Annotated in this window: 10 protein-coding genes; 8 read left to right on the forward strand and 2 right to left on the reverse strand. The window is 63.8% G+C overall.

Annotated features, from left to right (window positions below; all coding sequences use genetic code 11):
- Positions 1–36: 36 nt before the first annotated feature.
- Together VLU25_06695 and VLU25_06700 are read left to right on the forward strand one after the other, a co-directional pair.
- Entirely contained in the window at positions 37–1,206 is a 1,170-nt protein-coding gene (locus tag VLU25_06695) for an efflux RND transporter periplasmic adaptor subunit (protein ID HSR67613.1), read from the forward strand.
- Positions 1,206–1,976 (forward strand): ABC transporter ATP-binding protein, encoded by a 771-nt coding sequence (locus VLU25_06700; GenBank protein HSR67614.1) that lies wholly within the window; start codon positions 1,206–1,208, stop codon positions 1,974–1,976. The genes VLU25_06695 and VLU25_06700 overlap by 1 nt, the downstream gene beginning before the upstream one ends.
- Positions 1,977–2,039: 63 nt before the next feature.
- Here the strand turns inward: VLU25_06700 and VLU25_06705 are convergent, their stop codons facing one another.
- A complete protein-coding gene (locus VLU25_06705; protein ID HSR67615.1) occupies positions 2,040–2,429 on the reverse strand; it encodes a CARDB domain-containing protein in 390 nt (129 codons plus the stop codon).
- 178 nt (positions 2,430–2,607) lie between these two features.
- Here VLU25_06705 and aceE point away from each other — a divergent pair, with 178 nt between their 5' ends.
- The 6 genes from aceE to typA all read left to right on the forward strand — a co-directional run bounded on the left by aceE (position 2,608) and on the right by typA (position 13,008).
- A complete protein-coding gene (gene aceE, locus VLU25_06710) occupies positions 2,608–5,307 on the forward strand; it encodes a pyruvate dehydrogenase (acetyl-transferring), homodimeric type (GenBank protein HSR67616.1) in 2,700 nt (899 codons plus the stop codon).
- A 33-nt stretch (positions 5,308–5,340) separates the two neighbouring features.
- The gene (locus tag VLU25_06715; GenBank protein ID HSR67617.1) at positions 5,341–6,594 is read left to right on the forward strand and encodes a 2-oxo acid dehydrogenase subunit E2; all 1,254 of its coding nucleotides are present in this window, start codon (positions 5,341–5,343) and stop codon (positions 6,592–6,594) included.
- 351 nt (positions 6,595–6,945) lie between these two features.
- Positions 6,946–8,376 carry a peptidase S10 gene (locus tag VLU25_06720; protein ID HSR67618.1) on the forward strand — a complete coding sequence of 477 codons (1,431 nt, stop codon included), beginning with the start codon at positions 6,946–6,948 and terminating at the stop codon, positions 8,374–8,376.
- Positions 8,377–8,802: 426 nt separating this feature from the next.
- Complete coding sequence (locus tag VLU25_06725; protein ID HSR67619.1) at positions 8,803–10,377, forward strand: M28 family peptidase; 1,575 nt, start codon at positions 8,803–8,805, stop codon at positions 10,375–10,377.
- Positions 10,378–10,428: 51 nt separating this feature from the next.
- Positions 10,429–11,061 carry an alpha/beta fold hydrolase gene (locus VLU25_06730; protein ID HSR67620.1) on the forward strand — a complete coding sequence of 211 codons (633 nt, stop codon included), beginning with the start codon at positions 10,429–10,431 and terminating at the stop codon, positions 11,059–11,061.
- A gap of 117 nt (positions 11,062–11,178) precedes the next feature.
- Positions 11,179–13,008 (forward strand): translational GTPase TypA, encoded by a 1,830-nt coding sequence (gene typA, locus VLU25_06735; GenBank protein ID HSR67621.1) that lies wholly within the window; start codon positions 11,179–11,181, stop codon positions 13,006–13,008.
- Between the two features lie 236 nt (positions 13,009–13,244).
- Here typA and VLU25_06740 read toward each other — a convergent pair whose 3' ends face one another.
- Positions 13,245–15,956: an ABC transporter permease gene (locus tag VLU25_06740; protein HSR67622.1), complete on the reverse strand. Its 2,712-nt coding sequence runs from the start codon at positions 15,954–15,956 to the stop codon at positions 13,245–13,247.
- Positions 15,957–16,120: the final 164 nt, after the last annotated feature.

Below are 16,120 nucleotides of genomic sequence, written 5' to 3' on the forward strand. Positions count from 1 at the left end.
CCATGCTGAGATCCGCGCCAACAACGGGATAACGTCATGAAAAAAGACCTCAGCGCTCTTAAAATCGATTCCGCCAAGAAGGCCCGCATCAGCAGCAGCGGCGGGACCTGGAAGGCAGCCTTCTTCGTGCTGCTGCTGGTCAGCGCGGCCTCTATCGGATACCTGCTGCTGCGTCCGGCTCCTCCGGCCGAGATCGCCTCCAGGGCCGACGATGCCGATGCGCCCCGCCCCGGCGGCTCCTCGGACCCGGCCTCGCCCAGCGGACCTCGGCCCTCGCGCGACGTGCTGGTGGCCTCCGGCTACGTGGTGGCCCACCACCGCATCTCGCTGGGCTCCAAGGTGACCGGAAAAGTGGCCTGGATCGGCGTCGACAAGGGCGACAAAGTCAAGAAGGACGAGTTGCTGGTCAAGCTCGACGACCGCGAATTCCAAGCCCAGGTCGATCAGGCCCAAGCCGACCTGCAATCCGCCAGGGCCGTCCTGGCCGAGCTGGAGGCAGGCAGCCGTCCTGAGGAGATCGCCCGTGCCAAGGCCGAACTTCAGCGCCGTCAGGCGGAAGCCGATTTCGCCAAGCTGGAATGGGAGCGTCTCAAGTCGCTGCTCGACAGCGCCGTCGTCTCCCAGCAGGAGGTCGACAACGCCAGCACCCGCTATGACATGGCCCGTGCCGCGGTTGAAGTGGCCGAGAAAGACCACCGGCTGGCCAGGCTGGGACCGCGCAAGGAACAGATTGCCCGGGCCCGCAGCGATGTGGCCCGCGCCCAGGCCAACCTCGAATACTTCCGGGCTCTGCTCGACGCCACCGAAATCCGTGCGCCCGTCAACGGCACCGTCTTGCAGCGCATCGCCGAGGTGGGCGAGATGATCACCACCTCTTTCGCGGGCGATCTGGGAGCCAAGTCGGCCGTGGTGGCGCTGGCCGACCTCGACGACCTGCAGGTGGAACTCGACATCAGCCAGTCCGACTTCAAGAAGATCAGTCCGGAGCAACTTTGTGAGATGGTGCCCGAGGCTTACCCTGACCGCACTTATGAGTGCGAGATCGCCGAGATCGCCCCCGAGGCCGACCGCCAGAAGGCCACCATTCAGGTCAAGGTGCAGATATTGCAGCCTGACGATTACCTGCGTCCCGACATGGACGCCCGAGTCAGGTTCATGCGTCCGCCCCAAAGGGACGCTGAGCCCCAAGTCAATGGAGAAGAATAATGAGTCCTGCAAACATCGAACAGCAAACCGGTCATGAGCACTCCAGCCAACCTCAGCCTCAAACCGCCCCTGCAGCTTCTCGCCGAGCCTCGGGAGCGGTGCTCATCGCCCTCAACAATCTGAGCAAGATCTACCGCAAGGGCGCCGAGGAGGTGCATGCCCTGCAGGACATCAAACTGATCATTCACGAGGGCGAGTTCATCTCCTTGATGGGTCCTTCGGGCTCGGGCAAGACCACCCTGCTCAACATCCTGGCGGGAATCGACCAGCCGACCAGCGGCAGCATTCATCTCTCCGACATCGACCTGACCTCGCTCTCGGAAAGTCAGATGGCCGACTGGCGCAACCACCACGTGGGCTTCATCTTCCAGCACTTCAACCTGATTCCCGTGCTGACCGCCTACGAAAACGTGGAGCTGCCGCTGCTGCTGACCTCGCTGTCCAAGAAAGAGCGCAGCGAGCATGTCAATACGGCTTTGGACCTGGTGGGACTCTCCGACCGCATGAAGCATTATCCCCGCCAACTCTCGGGCGGACAGGAACAACGCGTCTCCATCGCCCGCGCCATCGTCACCGACCCCACCTTCATCCTGGCCGACGAGCCCACCGGAGACCTGGACGCCGACTCGGCCAGCGAGGTGCTGGAGATTCTCAAGGGACTCAATCAGGACTACGGCAAGACCATCATCATGGTCACCCACGACCCCCGCGCCGCCGACTACGCCTCGGCCCGCTACCACCTCGACAAGGGCTTGCTGACGCGCGAGTAGCTGGAGCAAGAGTCCCTGCGGCGATCATGTAATCTGAACATTCGATGTTCAATTCGCATGAATTCAGGGGCGGCAGGAGCCGCGGTAGACGTTGTTGTCTTCGTCGGTTTCGGGGATGTCGTAGCGGCCGTCGGCGGTGACGGTGTAGGTACAACCGTCGCCGCTGAGGCATTCCGGGGGCAAGGTAACGGAGACTTGAACCGTGCCGCCGGGTGGAACGGGATGGGTCGGAAGGACCTTTTCCGGTCCGTCACCGAAGCGCACCACGGTAGTCGAGGAGTAGGTGTGGTCCTTTCCGCGATTGATCACGCTGACCAACAACAGTTCCCGCTCCATCTGACACATGGTCGAGACGCCGGCTCCCGCCGGGTCGGGCGCAGGCACCAGGTCCATCTTCTTGGCGCACCCTGAAACCAGCACTGCGGCAAGCAGCAAACACGCGGCTCCCCTCATGGCGGCAGTCTACCACGAAGCATGCCGGCGCCTGAATGGGAACCTGTAGACGTCGCGATGCATCCTTTCCGGCATCAGTGGTAGTCTTGTGTTTCTTTGATGCGGTAGAGTTTTGAGCCGTCTGGGCTGGCCGGAAAAGGGCCGGGCCGGCCCACATAGATGCGGACGGGAGAATTTGATGGGCCAGGGTCAGGAAAATAGCGAACGCCAACGCTATATCGAGATCGAAAACCGCGAATGGCTGGAGTCTCTGGAGTACGTCCTCAAAGACGCCGGAGAAGAGCGTGTCGCCGAAATCATCGATAAGTTGAAAGGCTACGCCCGGCGCAGGGGCGTCGACCTCAGGTTCTCGGCCTCCACGCCCTACCTCAACACCATCCCCGCCCAGGATCAGGTCGAATACCCCGGCGACGTCGAACTTGAACAAAGACTCTCGTCCATCATCCGCTGGAACGCCATGGCCATGGTGGTACGGGCCAACAAGCGCTCCGACGGCATCGGCGGGCACATCTCAACCTACGCCTCCTCCAGCCACCTGATGGAAGTCGCCTTCAATCACTTCCTGCGGGCCCACAGCGAGGACTCGCGGGGGGATCAGATCTTCTTCCAGGGACACGGCTCCCCCGGCATCTACGCCCGGGCCTTCCTGGAGGGCCGCCTGAGCGAGCAGCACCTGATCAATTTCCGCCGCGAACTTCAGGACGAGCCCGGACTGCCCTCCTATCCCCATCCCTGGCTGATGCCCGATTTCTGGGAGTTTCCCACCGTATCCATGGGACTGGCCTCGATCATGGCCATCTACCAGGCCCGCTTCAACCGCTATCTGCTCAACCGGGGCCTCAAGGACACTTCGTCCAGCCGGGTGTGGTGCTTCATGGGCGACGGCGAGATGGACGAGCCGGAATCGCTGGGCCAGCTCACCCGCGCATCCCGCGAACGGCTCGATAACCTCATCTTCGTCATCAACTGCAACCTGCAGCGGCTGGACGGTCCGGTCTTCGGCAACGGCAAGATCATCCAGGAATTGGAAGGCGCCTTCCGCGGCAGCGGTTGGCGGGTCATCAAGTGCATCTGGGGATCGGGCTGGGACGAGCTGCTGGCCCAGGACGAAGAAGGCCTGCTGGTGCAGCGCATGAGCCAGGTGGTGGACGGCGACTACCAGAAATTCAGCGTCGAATCAGGATCCTACATCCGCGAGAAGTTCTTCGGCGCCCATCCGCGCCTGCTGGAAATGGTGGAAGACTACTCCGATCAGCAGATCAAAGAATTGGGACGGGGCGGACACGACCTGGTCAAGATCTACAACGCCTACAAGTCGGCCCTCGATTCCGACGGACGTCCGGTGGCGATCCTGGCCAAGACGGTCAAGGGATTCGGGATGGGAGCGGCGGCGGCCGGCAAGAACATCGCCCACCAGCAGAAGAAGCTCAATGATGAGCAGGCCAAAGAGTACCGCGACGCCTTGCAACTGCAAGACGACATCTCCGACGACAAGGTGGGCGAGCTTCCCTTCCTCAAACCGGACGAAGACAGCGACGTCATCCGCTACCTCAAGGAGCGGCGCCAGGAGCTGGGAGGTCCGCTGCCCCGGCGGGTGGTGGACTGCCCCTCGGTGGAGGCGCCGGGGGACGATTTCATCAAGCCGTTCGCCGAGGGCACCCAAGGCCGTGAAGTGTCCACCACCATGGCCTTCGTCAACGTGCTGCGCACCCTGCTCAACGACAAGGATTTGGGTAAATTCGTGGTGCCTATCGTCCCCGACGAGGCCCGCACCTTCGGCATGGAGGCGCTCTTTTCCAAGTTCGGAATCTACTCCGCCCTGGGGCAAAACTACGAACCCGTCGACAAAGGCAGCCTGATGTACTACAAAGAGGCCGTCGACGGGCAGATCCTGGAAGAAGGCATCACCGAGGCCGGTTCCATGTCTTCCTTTATCGCCGCCGGGACAGCCTATGCCACCCACGGCGTCCCCGCCATCCCCTTTTACATCTTCTATTCCATGTTCGGGTTTCAGCGCATCGGCGATCTGGCCTGGGCCGCGGGCGACATGCACTGCCGGGGCTTTCTGGTGGGAGGAACGGCCGGGCGCACCACCCTCAACGGCGAAGGATTGCAGCACGAGGACGGGCACAGCCACCTGTTGGCCTATCCCTGCCCCACCCTCAAGTGCTACGACCCCGCCTTCGCCTTCGAGCTGGCGGTCATCATCCGCGAAGGCCTCCGCCGCATGTACCAGGAGCAGGAGGACATCTTCTACTACCTGACGGTGGAAAACGACAACTACGAGATGCCCAGGATGCCGCAGGGGGAGGAGGTGACGGAGGGCATACTCAAAGGCGTCTACCGCTTTCGGCCCTCGTCCGAAAAACCGGCCAAGAAAGCAAAGAAGGCTCACCTGCTGAGCGCCGGAGCCATCATGAACGACGCCCTCAAGGCGGCGGGCATTCTGGAAGAGGATTACGGCGTTTCAACCGACGTCTGGAGCTTGACTTCCTTCAAGGAACTCTACCAGGACGGCATGTCGGCTGAACGCCACAACCTGCTCCATCCGGGCCAGAAGCAGCGCCAGCCCTTCCTCACAGCGGCCTTTGCCGATGAGGCCGGCGTGGCGGTGGCCTCGACCGACTACGTCAAGGCCCTTCCCGAGTCCTTTGCCCGCTGGATGCCGCTGCCTTTTCACTGCCTGGGCACCGACGGATTCGGGCGCAGCGAGTCGCGCGAGGCCCTGCGCGACTTCTTCGAAGTCGACTACCGCTGGATGATCCTCTCCGCGTTGACGCTGTTGGCTCAAGAGAAGACAATCGGGTGGGAGGTGGTCAAGAAGGCCATCGAAGACCTGGAGATCGATCCCGACAAGACCGATCCCCTGCTGACTTGAGACTCCCCCTGGCAACCGCTGGATGAATAGATTATGAGCGAATTCAAACTCCCGGAATTGGGCGAAGGCATCGAGAAGGGCACCGTCGTCAGCATCCTGGTTTCCCAAGGCGACCGGGTGGAAGTCGACCAGCCGCTGATGGAATTGGAGACCGACAAGGCCGTCATGGAAGTGCCCTCTTCCATGGCCGGAGTGGTGGAAGAGATTCTGGTCAAGGACGGCGATGAGCCCAAGGTGGGCCAGACCGTCTTCAAGATCGACGAGAGCGGCGCGGGCGAAGGCAAGGAGGACGCTGAGCAAGAAGAGGACGCTGAGGAAGAGAAAGACGCCCAAGAAGAGGCAGAGGCTGCCGAAGAGCCGGAAGCTGAAAAGGACGAGCCCTCGCAAGACTTCGAACCCGTCAAAGGCAACCTGGTCCCTGCTGCCCCTTCAGTACGCCGCCTGGCCCGCGAGAAGGGCATCGACATCTCGCAGGTCAAAGGCAGCGGGCCGCTGGGACGGATTTCGGAGTCCGACGTGGTGGCTCACGCCGGGGAGGCCCGCGGTCCGGCGGCGGCAGCGGCGCCTTCCCTGCCCGACTTCAGCAAGTGGGGCGAGGTCGAGACGGAGAAGTTCTCCAACGTGCGCCGGGCCACCGCCAAGGCCATGGCCAACGCCTGGACCCAAATTCCCCACGTCACCCAGCACGACCAGGCCGACATCACCGATTTGGAAAGGCTGCGCAAGCAGTTCGCCTCACGGGCCGAGAAAGCGGGCGGCAAGCTGACCGTGACGGCCATCCTGCTCAAGGTCATGGCCGCGGCCCTCAAGGAGTTCCCCCAGTTCAACGCTTCCATCGACGTGCGGCAAGAGGTGGTTCACCTCAAGAAATACATCCACTTGGGCGTGGCCGTCGATACGCCGCGGGGACTGCTGGTTCCCGTCCTGCGCAACGTTGACCAGAAAGGCATTATCGAGATCGCCGTGGAACTGGGAGAGGTGGCCGGCCGGGCCCGCGACGGCAAGGTGTCGCTGGAGGAAATGCAAGGCGGAAGCTGCACCCTGACCAACCTGGGCGGCATCGGAGGCACCTCCTTCACGCCCATCGTCAACTGGCCGGAGGTCTGCATTCTGGGCGTCTCGCGCGGAAGCAAGGTGCCCGTCTGGCAGGACGGCGAGTGGGTGCCGCGGTTGATGATGCCCCTGTCGCTTTCCTACGACCACCGCATCATCGACGGCGCCGACGCCGCCCGCTTCCTGCGCTGGATCTGCGAAGCCCTGGAAGAACCCTTCCTGCTGGCCCTGTAGCTCGCTCCTCTTGGCACAGCTACGGAGGGGAGAGTGACTGTGTTGAAGAACAAGTCCGGGCTGGCTGAAGGCGAGCGATCCGCCAGCGCCCTCCTTCGCGCAAGGCTTCGGAGGGCATGCAGCGACTGCGTTGATAGTCAAGTCCGGGCTCCCTGAAAGGGAGCGATTCGCCTAGCCCAGGGTGCAGCCCGCAGCAAGCGAAGCGCGGCTAGGGCGGAACCCTGGCTGTCTAATCAGAGGGAAACCGAACCCTTGAAAGGGTGGAATAACATGAAGCAACTGGTCTATTTGGCCCTGGTGGCCCTGCTGCAACTTCCGGCTCTTCCAGCCCAGGACGCTGACGACGGCCACATGGCCGAGGGCGGCAAGGAACTCGAGGAGCGGACCAATACCACCCGGCACTCGGTCACCATCGGAGGCCAGGTCATCGACTACCAGGCCACCGCCGGAACCCTGCTGCTCAAAGAAGAGGACGGCACGCCTAAGGCAGAGGTCTTCTTCATCGCCTATGTGAAAGAAGGCGTCGACGACAGCGCCTCCCGTCCGGTCACCTTCACCTTCAACGGCGGCCCCGGATCGTCCTCGGTGTGGCTGCACCTGGGCGGGGTGGGACCCAAGCGGGTGCGCATGGACGAGGACGGCTTCATGCTGCCGCCCCCCGGCGGACTGGCCGACAATCCCTACAGTTGGCTGGACCTCAGCGACCTGGTTTTTATCGATCCCGTCTCCACCGGCTTTTCGCGGGCTCCAGACGATGAAAAGGCCAAGGACTTCCACGGCTTGCGTGAGGACATCTCCTCGGTAGGCGAGTTCATCCGCCTCTATTGCGTGCGCTACGGACGCTGGAACTCGCCCAAGTTTCTGGCCGGGGAGAGCTACGGCACCACCCGGGCCGCGGGGCTTTCCAGCTATCTGCAGCAGCAGTTCGGCATGTACCTCAACGGCATCGTGCTGGTCTCCAGCATCCTCAATTTCCAGACGGTCGATTTCAACGTCGGCAACGACCTCCCCTACCTGCTGCACTTCCCCACCTACACCGCTACCGCCTGGTACCACCGGCAGCTTGCTCCGGCCTTGCAGGACCTCTCCCTGCGCGAAGTCCTAGACCGCTCGGAGGAGTTCGCGCTGGGCGCCTACGCCAGCGCCCTGTTGCGGGGTGACCGGCTGAGCGGGTCCGAACGCGACGCCATCGCCCAATCGGTGGCCGGCCTGACCGGACTGACGGCCGAGTTCGTGCTGCAAAACGACCTGCGCCTGCCGCTGGGGCGCTTCACCAAGGAACTGCTGCGCGACCAGGCCCGCACGGTCGGACGCCTGGACAGCCGCTTCAAGGGCATCGACCGCGACTCCGGGGGAGAGCGCTACGAATACGATCCCAGCTACGCCGCCATCGAAGGCCCCTTTTCGGCGGCCCTCAAGCACTATGTGCGCCAAGAGCTCGGCTATCCCAGCGACCTGCCTTACGAGATCCTCACCGGACGCGTGCGGCCCTGGAACTTCAGCGAGTTCGAGAACAGCTATGTGGACGTCGGAGAAGACCTGCGCCGGGCCATGACCCAGAATCCCTACTTGCGCGTCTTCGTGGCCAACGGCTACTACGACTTCGCCACTCCCTACTTCGCCACCGAGTACACCTTCTCCCACCTGGGACTGGACCCTCAACTGCGGCCCAACGTGGAGATGGGCTACTACGAGTCGGGCCACATGATGTACATCCACCAGCCCTCGCTGCGCCAACTCAAATCCGACGTCGCCGGCTTCTACGCCAAAGCGCTGCCCTGATAACCGCTGCCTCGACCGGAGCCGGTAAAGACCAGCGGGCACCCACCCGATATGAAGGGTTAAGCAGTCGGATTCTTGAGCGCGTGCCGTCCGCCCGGACGGCGGATCTGCTGCGGGCCGGAGAGGGTCCGGAGGCAGCAGGGAGCGCGGGCGACTGCGTTGCCCCTCAGGGAGGCGGCGGGGAGCCCCCATTGAATCCTCCGATTCCCCGCCGCCTTCCGTCATGGGCTTGCGCCAAGGCCCCACTTCCAAGGGCCTAACTCACAAGAGGGGCAAGACGCTTCTCAAGCGAGCTTGGAACAATTCCGGCCCTGTTACCGTCAATCCATCTTCAGGACCATTGCCTCCGCCCATGGCCGAACCGACTCTTCGGGGCGTCGAGAGGCTATAATGACGGCTCGGATATCGAAGAAGTTGGAGAATCACATGAGAACGCGCTCATCGTTTCGCCTGGGCCTTCCGGCTCTGGCGCTGCTGCTTACGGTTTCTTTCCTTTTGCAGGGAAGCACCCTTCCCGATCTCCCCGACAAGTCGCTGGGCACCATCAATGCCGACGAATTGCGCATGCACATCGAGTTTCTGGCCTCTCCGGAACTGGGCGGACGCTACACCCTCAGCCCTCAACTGGCCGTGGTCAACCGCTACCTGGCTTCTCGCCTGCGGGCTTACGGATTCAAGGGAGCGGTGGAGGGATCGTTCCTCCAGGAATACGACGTGCGCAGATCGCTTCCCAAACCCCAGGACAGCTTGCTGACCCTGACCTCCAATCAGGGAACCGAACATAGCTTTCGCTACGGCGAGTTCGTGCTGGACGGCCCCTCGGTGGACTTTCAAGGCGAGGTGGTCTTCGTCGGCTACGGCATTTCCGCCCCCGAGCAGGGACATGACGACTACGCCGACCTCGACCTGCAAGGCAAGGTCGCCTTCGCGCTCTCGGGGGGTCCCGCGGGCATGGACGATGTCCCCGATGCCGGCGAAAAGTCGGTCATGGCCAGCCGGGCTGGAGCGGCGGGCTTCCTGTCCATGCCTCCCGAACGGTTTCTGCGCGTGATGCGCCGGCCCACCTTCAAGCGCTTCATCCTCAGCCGCGACCAGGTGAGTCTGGTTGAAAGCCCTTCCGTCAACCGGCCTTCGGCCGTCATCCTCACCCCGGACTCGGCAGCCCCCCTGCTGACGGCAGCGGGACTCGTTCTCGACATCGCCTACGATCCTCCCCCCAAATTCGACATGACGCCCAGGAGCTTGGGAATCCGGGCCGAGGCCCAGGTGGCCATGGACGAAGAGATCTTCAAGGTGGCCAACGTGGCGGGGATCCTGGAAGGGTCCGACCCCGGACTCAAGGACCAGCACATCGTCATCAGCGCGCATCAGGACCATCTCGAGACGCGCGATGACGGCACCATCTTTCCAGGAGCCGACGACGACGCTTCGGGCGTGGCCGCCGTCCTCGAGATCGCCCAGAGTTTCGCCGCCTTCCCCCCCCGCCGTTCCATTCTGGTCATGTTTCACAGCGGAGAAGAAGAGGGGCTGCTGGGTTCGCGTTACAACACCGACGTAGCCCCGGCCGTCCCCCTCGAGTCCATCGTCGCCAACCTCAACATGGACATGATCGGACGGTCCAAGGGCGAGGACGCATCAGGCCCCGGCAACAGCCTGCTCACCGGGCCCAACGGCGTCTACGTGATCGGTGCCGACCGCATAAGCCGTCAACTGCACGACATCAACATCTCCACCAACCAGGACTTCGAGAAGCTCGACTTCGACTACACCCTGAACGACCCGTCCCACCCCTCGCGCCTTTACTACCGCTCCGACCATTGGAACTACGGCAAACACGAGGTGCCTTTCATCTTCTTCTTCAGCGGTATCCACGAGGATTACCACCGTCCCTCGGACACGGTCGACAAGATCGACTTCGCCAAGACCACAGCCGTGGCGCGCCATATTTTCGCCCTGGCCTGGAGGCTGGCTACCATGGAGGAGCGGGTCAAAGCCGATTGAAAACGGACCCTCCTTCGCCAAGGCAATGGAGGGTGAGATTGAAAATCTCACATGAAAGAACACTGGATTGTCGACGAGCCCAGCGGGCAAGCAAAAGCCTCCCTGATTCTGGCCCATGGCGCGGGAGCGGCCATGGATACGCCCTTCATGGACTCGCTGGCGCGAGCAATGGCGCAAGGCGGGGTGCGCGTGATCCGCTTCGAGTTTCCCTACATGCAGCAGCGCCGCCAGGATGGCCGGCTCCGCCCGCCCGACCGCCCGCCCAAGCTGCTGGCGGCCTGGAAAGAAGCCATCGAGGACGCCCGCGCCGAGTTCCCTTCCCAGCCCCTCTTCATCGGCGGCAAGTCGATGGGCGGACGCATCGCCAGCATGGTCGCAGACGAGTTCCGAGTGACCGGCCTTATCTGCCTGGGCTACCCCTTCCACCCTCCGGGACGCCCTCAAAACCTGCGCACCGAGCACCTTGAGGACCTGACCACTCCCACCCTGATCCTTCAAGGCGAACGCGATCCTTTCGGCAAGCCCGAGGAGATTGCCGGCTACACCCTCTCCGACGCCATCAGCGTCGAGTACCTCCCCGACGGCGACCACTCCTTCAAACCCCGCAAGTCTTCCGGCCACACCCTGGATGAAAACATCAATACCTCCATCGGTAAGATGCGGGAATTCATCGACGGGAACTAGTCCAATGACTGCCGGCGGAGCGCGCCGCCCCTGCCGCCTTCAAGAGCTCCGCACTATGAGCCACCTCGCCGTGGTATGCTTACCGGCTTCTAGCGAGGTGCGATTTTGAATGGTGTGATGGAACGCGAAACGGTACAGGAACAAGGGCTGCAGCGGCGTGAGGACGTGCGCAATCTGGCCATCATCGCCCACGTCGACCACGGCAAGACCACGCTGGTGGACGCCATGCTCAAGCAGAGCGGCATCTTCCGCGACAATCAGGAAGTGGCCGAGCGCATCATGGACTCCATCGACCTGGAGCGCGAGCGGGGCATCACCATCATGGCCAAGAACACGGCCATCGACTACGGTCCCACCCGCATCAACATCGTCGACACCCCCGGACACGCCGACTTCGGAGGCGAGGTGGAGCGCACCCTCAAGATGGTGGACGGCGTGCTCCTGCTGGTGGACGCCGCCGAAGGTCCCCTGCCCCAGACCCGCTTCGTGCTGCGCAAGGCTCTGGAAGCCGAGCTGACGCCCATCGTGGTCATCAACAAGATCGACCGCTCCGACGCCCGTCCCGCCCAGGTGCTGGACGAGATCTACGACCTCTTCATCGACCTCGACGCCTCGGAAGAGCAAATCGACTTCCCGGTCTTTTACTGCGTGGCCCGGGAGGGAATCTGCCGCCTCCAACCCGAAGGCCAGGATCACTCCCTGCAGCCCCTCTTCGAAGAGATCGTGCGCACCGTGCCGGCTCCCTTTTACGATCCGCAGGCCCCGCTTCAGTTCCTGGTCATCAACCTCGACTACGACGACTACGTGGGGCGTCTGGCCATCGGACGCGTCTTCAACGGACGCATCCGCAAGAGCCAGGAAATCTCCTGCTGCCACCGCGACGGCAGCGTCAGCCGCGCCAAGGTGACTCACCTGATGGGTTACTCCAACCTCAAGCGCGTCCCCATCGAGGAAGCGCGGGCGGGAGACATCATCGCCCTGGCCGGCACCGACAAGATTTCCATCGGCGAAACCGTCTCCGATCCCGAAGAGCCGCGGGCGCTGCCCTTCATCGACGTCGACGAGCCCACCTTGTCGATGATCTTCCGTATCAACGACTCGCCCATGTCGGGACGCGAAGGCACCCACGTGACCTCGCGGAAGCTGCGCGAACGCCTCCTCAAGGAAGCCCTTCACAACGTGGCCGTCAAGGTGGAGGACACCGATTCGCCCGACGCCTTCAAGGTTTCGGGGCGCGGCGAGCTGCAGATGGCCATCCTCATCGAGATGATGCGCCGCGAGGGCTACGAACTGAGCGTGGGCAAGCCCCAGGTCATCACCCGCGACATCGAGGGCCGTCTGCACGAGCCCTACGAGACGGTCTTCATCGACCTGCCCGAGGAGTACGTGGGAGCCGTCACAAAGAACCTGGGACAGCGCAAAGGCCGCATGAAAGAGATGGTCAACCACGGCAGCGGACGCGTCCGCCTGCAGTTCGTGGCCCCTTCACGGGGACTGATCGGCTTTCGCGGGGAATTCCTCACCGAAACGCGGGGAACCGGCGTCCTCCATCACCAGTTCGAGTCCTGGCAGGAATGGCAGGGCGAGATTCCCCGCCGCAATACGGGCGCGCTGATCGCCGACCGCGCGGGACGGGTGACTCCCTACGCCGTGGGCAATCTGGCTCCCCGCGGAGACCTTTTCGTACCGCCTGGGACCGAGGTCTACGAGGGCATGATCGTGGGCGAGCACAAGCGGGGCAACGACCTCGACGTCAACATCACCCGCGAACGCAAGCTCACCAACGTGCGCTCCTCCACCGGCGAAGAGCTGGAACACCTGGCTCCTCCCCGCAAGCTCAGCCTGGAGCAGGCCATCGAGTTCATCGCCGACGACGAACTGGTGGAAGTCACCCCGGCCGCCTACCGCCTGCGCAAAAAAGTGCTCAAGGCCAACTTCCGAAAGTAGGAGTTGGGGCGCCTTCATGGCATCGGATCGGCGGTCGAGGGGCGCGGTGGCGCCAAAAGTGCGTTGTGCCCATCGCCGCAAGGATGCGCCTCCCACCCTCCCGGCGGCAGTTCAGTAGTAAAGGACCGTGGGAGGCGGCGTGATGCTGATCGCCGCTGCCAATTCGCAGAGGGCAACTAGCACAACTCCCAAGCCGCGTTTGTGAGTTGGGAATTGGGGGTTGGGAATTGCGCAGCCTAGGGTGCATCGGCGCGCAGGATGGAGGCGGGGTCGATGCGGCTGGCCCGGCGGGCCGGGATGTAGAGGGCGGCAGTGGCCACGGCCAGGAGCAGTGCGGCGGCTGCCGCGAAAGCCACGGGGTCATGCTGGGGGGTGCGGAAAAGCACGCTGCTGAGCAGTCTACTGGCCAGCAGGGCGGCCGGAGTGCCGATCAGCACACCCACGCCCACCGGCACTAATCCCCGCAGAATGGTCGTACGCAGCAGGCCGCCCGCAGCCGCTCCCAGCGCCAGGCGGATGCCCAGTTCCAGGCGGCGGCGGGTGACCGTGTAGGACATGACGCCGTAAACGCCCACCGCCCCCAAGAGCAAAGCCAGCGCCCCGAAAGCCGTCAGCAACGAAGCCAGAAAGCGCGAGTCGGCGATGGTGGCGCCCACGGCTTCGCTCATCAGTCCCACGTGGGAGAGCGCCGTCTGGTCGTTCACCGACCAGACGGCCTGCTGAATGACAGGAACCAACTCGTCGGCCCGGCCCTCGACTCGCGCCACCAGGAACATGCGCCGCCACGGCTGCTGTCCCAAGGGCACGTAGATCTCGGGATGAGATTCTTCGCGCAGGCTGCTCTGGCGCACGTCCCTGACCATCCCCACTACCTGAAGGGGGCTTGCGTCGCGTCCGATGAAGAGCTGCTTGCCGGTGGGATCGTCCTCCTCCGGCCAGGCCGCCGAGGCCAGAGCTTGATTGACGATCACCACGGGCCCCTGGTCCTGGCGGTCCGAGTCCTGAAAGTCGCGCCCCCGCAAGAGTGCCGTGCGCATCGTCGAGAAATACCCTGGACTGACCACGCGGGCGTTGGTAACGGGCAGTTGCTCCTCATCCGCAAGGGGCTGGTCGGAGGCGCGGAAGGTGGTTCGCCAGCCTCCAGGATGCATGGGCAGGAACTGGATCTGGCCCACCGAGAGCACGCCCGGAACAGCCCGCGCCGCCTCACGGATCTGGCGGTGATACTGATCGAGCCCAGCGTCGTCAGGGTAGCTCTCACGCGGTGGCGAGGGACGCATCACCACGACTCCCTGGGAATCGAATCCAGGATCGATCTGCAGAAGGTGCCAGAGGCTGCGCAGCATGAGTCCGGCGCCGCTCAGGAGCACCACCATGAGGGCCACCTGAGAAGCCACCAGGAGCTGATTGAAGCGCAAGCCCGAGGCGCCCAGGCTGGACCTGGTTGAGGCCCTCTGAAGACTCCAGGCCAGGGAACGGCGGGTGGTTTGCAGCGCCGGCAGGGTGGCGAAAAGAAAGATGGAGAGCAGCGAAAGCAGCAGCCCGAAGAGCAGCACCGGCGCGCTGATGCCGATGTTGTGCAGGCGCGGGACTTGGGGCGGCATGTTGGCCACTCCCACCTGCACCATGGCCAGTGCGGCCAGCATTCCCAAAAGCCCGCCCGCCAGTCCCAGCAGGGCGCTCTCGGTCAGCAGTTGGCGCACCAGCCTCCAGCGTCCCGCCCCCAGCGCCAGGCGGACGCTCATCTCGGCCCGGCGGGCATTGCCCTGGGCCAGCAGCAGGTTGGCGACGTTGGCGCAAACGATGAGCAGCATGCTCAGCACGGCCCCCATCAGCGTCCACAGGATGGCCTGGCTGTCCTGCAGAATCCAGTCGCGCAAGGGGACCACCCGCATCTGGGCGAAGTCCTCCTCGGTGGCCTGGTAGCCATGCTCGGACAGCCAGAACTCGGGCAGCAGACTGCGCAGTTCCTGCTGGGCGTGTTCGACGGTGTATCCCTCGCGCAGGCGTCCGTTGAGGGCCCAGGGTGTGTGCATGTTGGAGTCCGGACTGCGCTGGGCCGGCTGCCAGATCAGCCAGTCCCTTTCCATGGGCTGGTAATCACGGCCCATCACCCCCACCACTTCGACGGAAGTGTCGCCGATGAGAATGGTGCGGCCGACGATGGACGGATCGCTTCCGTAGCGGCGGGCCCACAGCGCATGGCTGAGAATGACGACAGGCGGCGCGCCGGGGCGTCCGTCCTGAGGCTGAAAGGCGCGTCCCAGGGCCGGGCGGGCACCCAACAGGCTGAAGTGACTGGCGAAGACCCGCGCGCCGCGGGCGTCTTCGGGTCCGCCTTGGCCGGTGAGGGGGAAAAGACTGCGCGTCCAACCGGCCACTTCAAAACTTTGAGCATGATCTTCCAAATATTGGACAGCCGGCATGCCGAAGGGAAGCAGTTGATCGGGATAGAGCTTAATGAGCCGGTGAGGCTGTTGATAAGGCAGCGGGTCGAGAATCACCCCGTCAACAACGCTGAAGACCGAGGTGGCGGCGCCGATTCCCAGGGCCAGAGTAAGAATGACCACCAGGCTGATGACGGGCCGGGCCCGCAGTCCCCGGAACGCGTAACGAAGATCTTGCAACAAACGGCTCACGAAGGCACCTCCTGACCGCCCCTTGAAGGGCGGCGGACCATGGAACTTGGATGGATGAATGGGGGAATGAGGCCCGGAGGAGAGGCGGCGCTTGAGAGCCGTGCCCAGCGCCATCAGGGCCTGCCGCCAATACCAGGCCCGGGCCGGCAGAGCCCCGCGCCGGGGACGCACGTAGAGCAGAAATTCCTCGTCCAAGTCGCCGGCTACTGCCTCGCCGTCGAGCCCCGGCCAGCAGCGTTCAACCAGCCAGGCCGCCAGGCGCGGAGGAGCCATCCGGTTCTCATGCTGCTTCCCGGCGTCACCGCTCATGATCCGGCCTCCGCGGTGTCGCGCAGAGCGGCCAAGTCGAGTTCTCCCCACATCTGGCGCCGCAATTTCTGGGCCCTCAGCAGCACCTGAGCCCCCTGCGGCTGCAAGGCGTAGTACTTGCGCGCCCGTCCCCGCCGTTCCTTGGCCGTCTCCGCCAGGCAGGA

The sequence above is a fragment of the Acidobacteriota bacterium genome (assembly GCA_035471785.1).
In the GTDB taxonomy this organism is placed as follows: domain Bacteria; phylum Acidobacteriota; class UBA6911; order RPQK01; family DATIPO01; genus JANQFM01.

Coding starts and splice junctions, on each gene's coding strand:
- VLU25_06715 (HSR67617.1), top strand. CDS start 5,341: ATGAGCGAATTCAAACTCCCGGAATTGGGCGAAGGCATCGAGAAGGGC.
- VLU25_06725 (HSR67619.1), top strand. CDS start 8,803: ATGAGAACGCGCTCATCGTTTCGCCTGGGCCTTCCGGCTCTGGCGCTG.
- VLU25_06700 (HSR67614.1), top strand. CDS start 1,206: ATGAGTCCTGCAAACATCGAACAGCAAACCGGTCATGAGCACTCCAGC.
- VLU25_06705 (HSR67615.1), bottom strand. CDS start 2,429: ATGAGGGGAGCCGCGTGTTTGCTGCTTGCCGCAGTGCTGGTTTCAGGG.
- aceE (HSR67616.1), top strand. CDS start 2,608: ATGGGCCAGGGTCAGGAAAATAGCGAACGCCAACGCTATATCGAGATC.
- VLU25_06720 (HSR67618.1), top strand. CDS start 6,946: ATGGCCGAGGGCGGCAAGGAACTCGAGGAGCGGACCAATACCACCCGG.
- VLU25_06740 (HSR67622.1), bottom strand. CDS start 15,956: ATGAGCGGTGACGCCGGGAAGCAGCATGAGAACCGGATGGCTCCTCCG.
- typA (HSR67621.1), top strand. CDS start 11,179: ATGGAACGCGAAACGGTACAGGAACAAGGGCTGCAGCGGCGTGAGGAC.
- VLU25_06730 (HSR67620.1), top strand. CDS start 10,429: ATGAAAGAACACTGGATTGTCGACGAGCCCAGCGGGCAAGCAAAAGCC.
- VLU25_06695 (HSR67613.1), top strand. CDS start 37: ATGAAAAAAGACCTCAGCGCTCTTAAAATCGATTCCGCCAAGAAGGCC.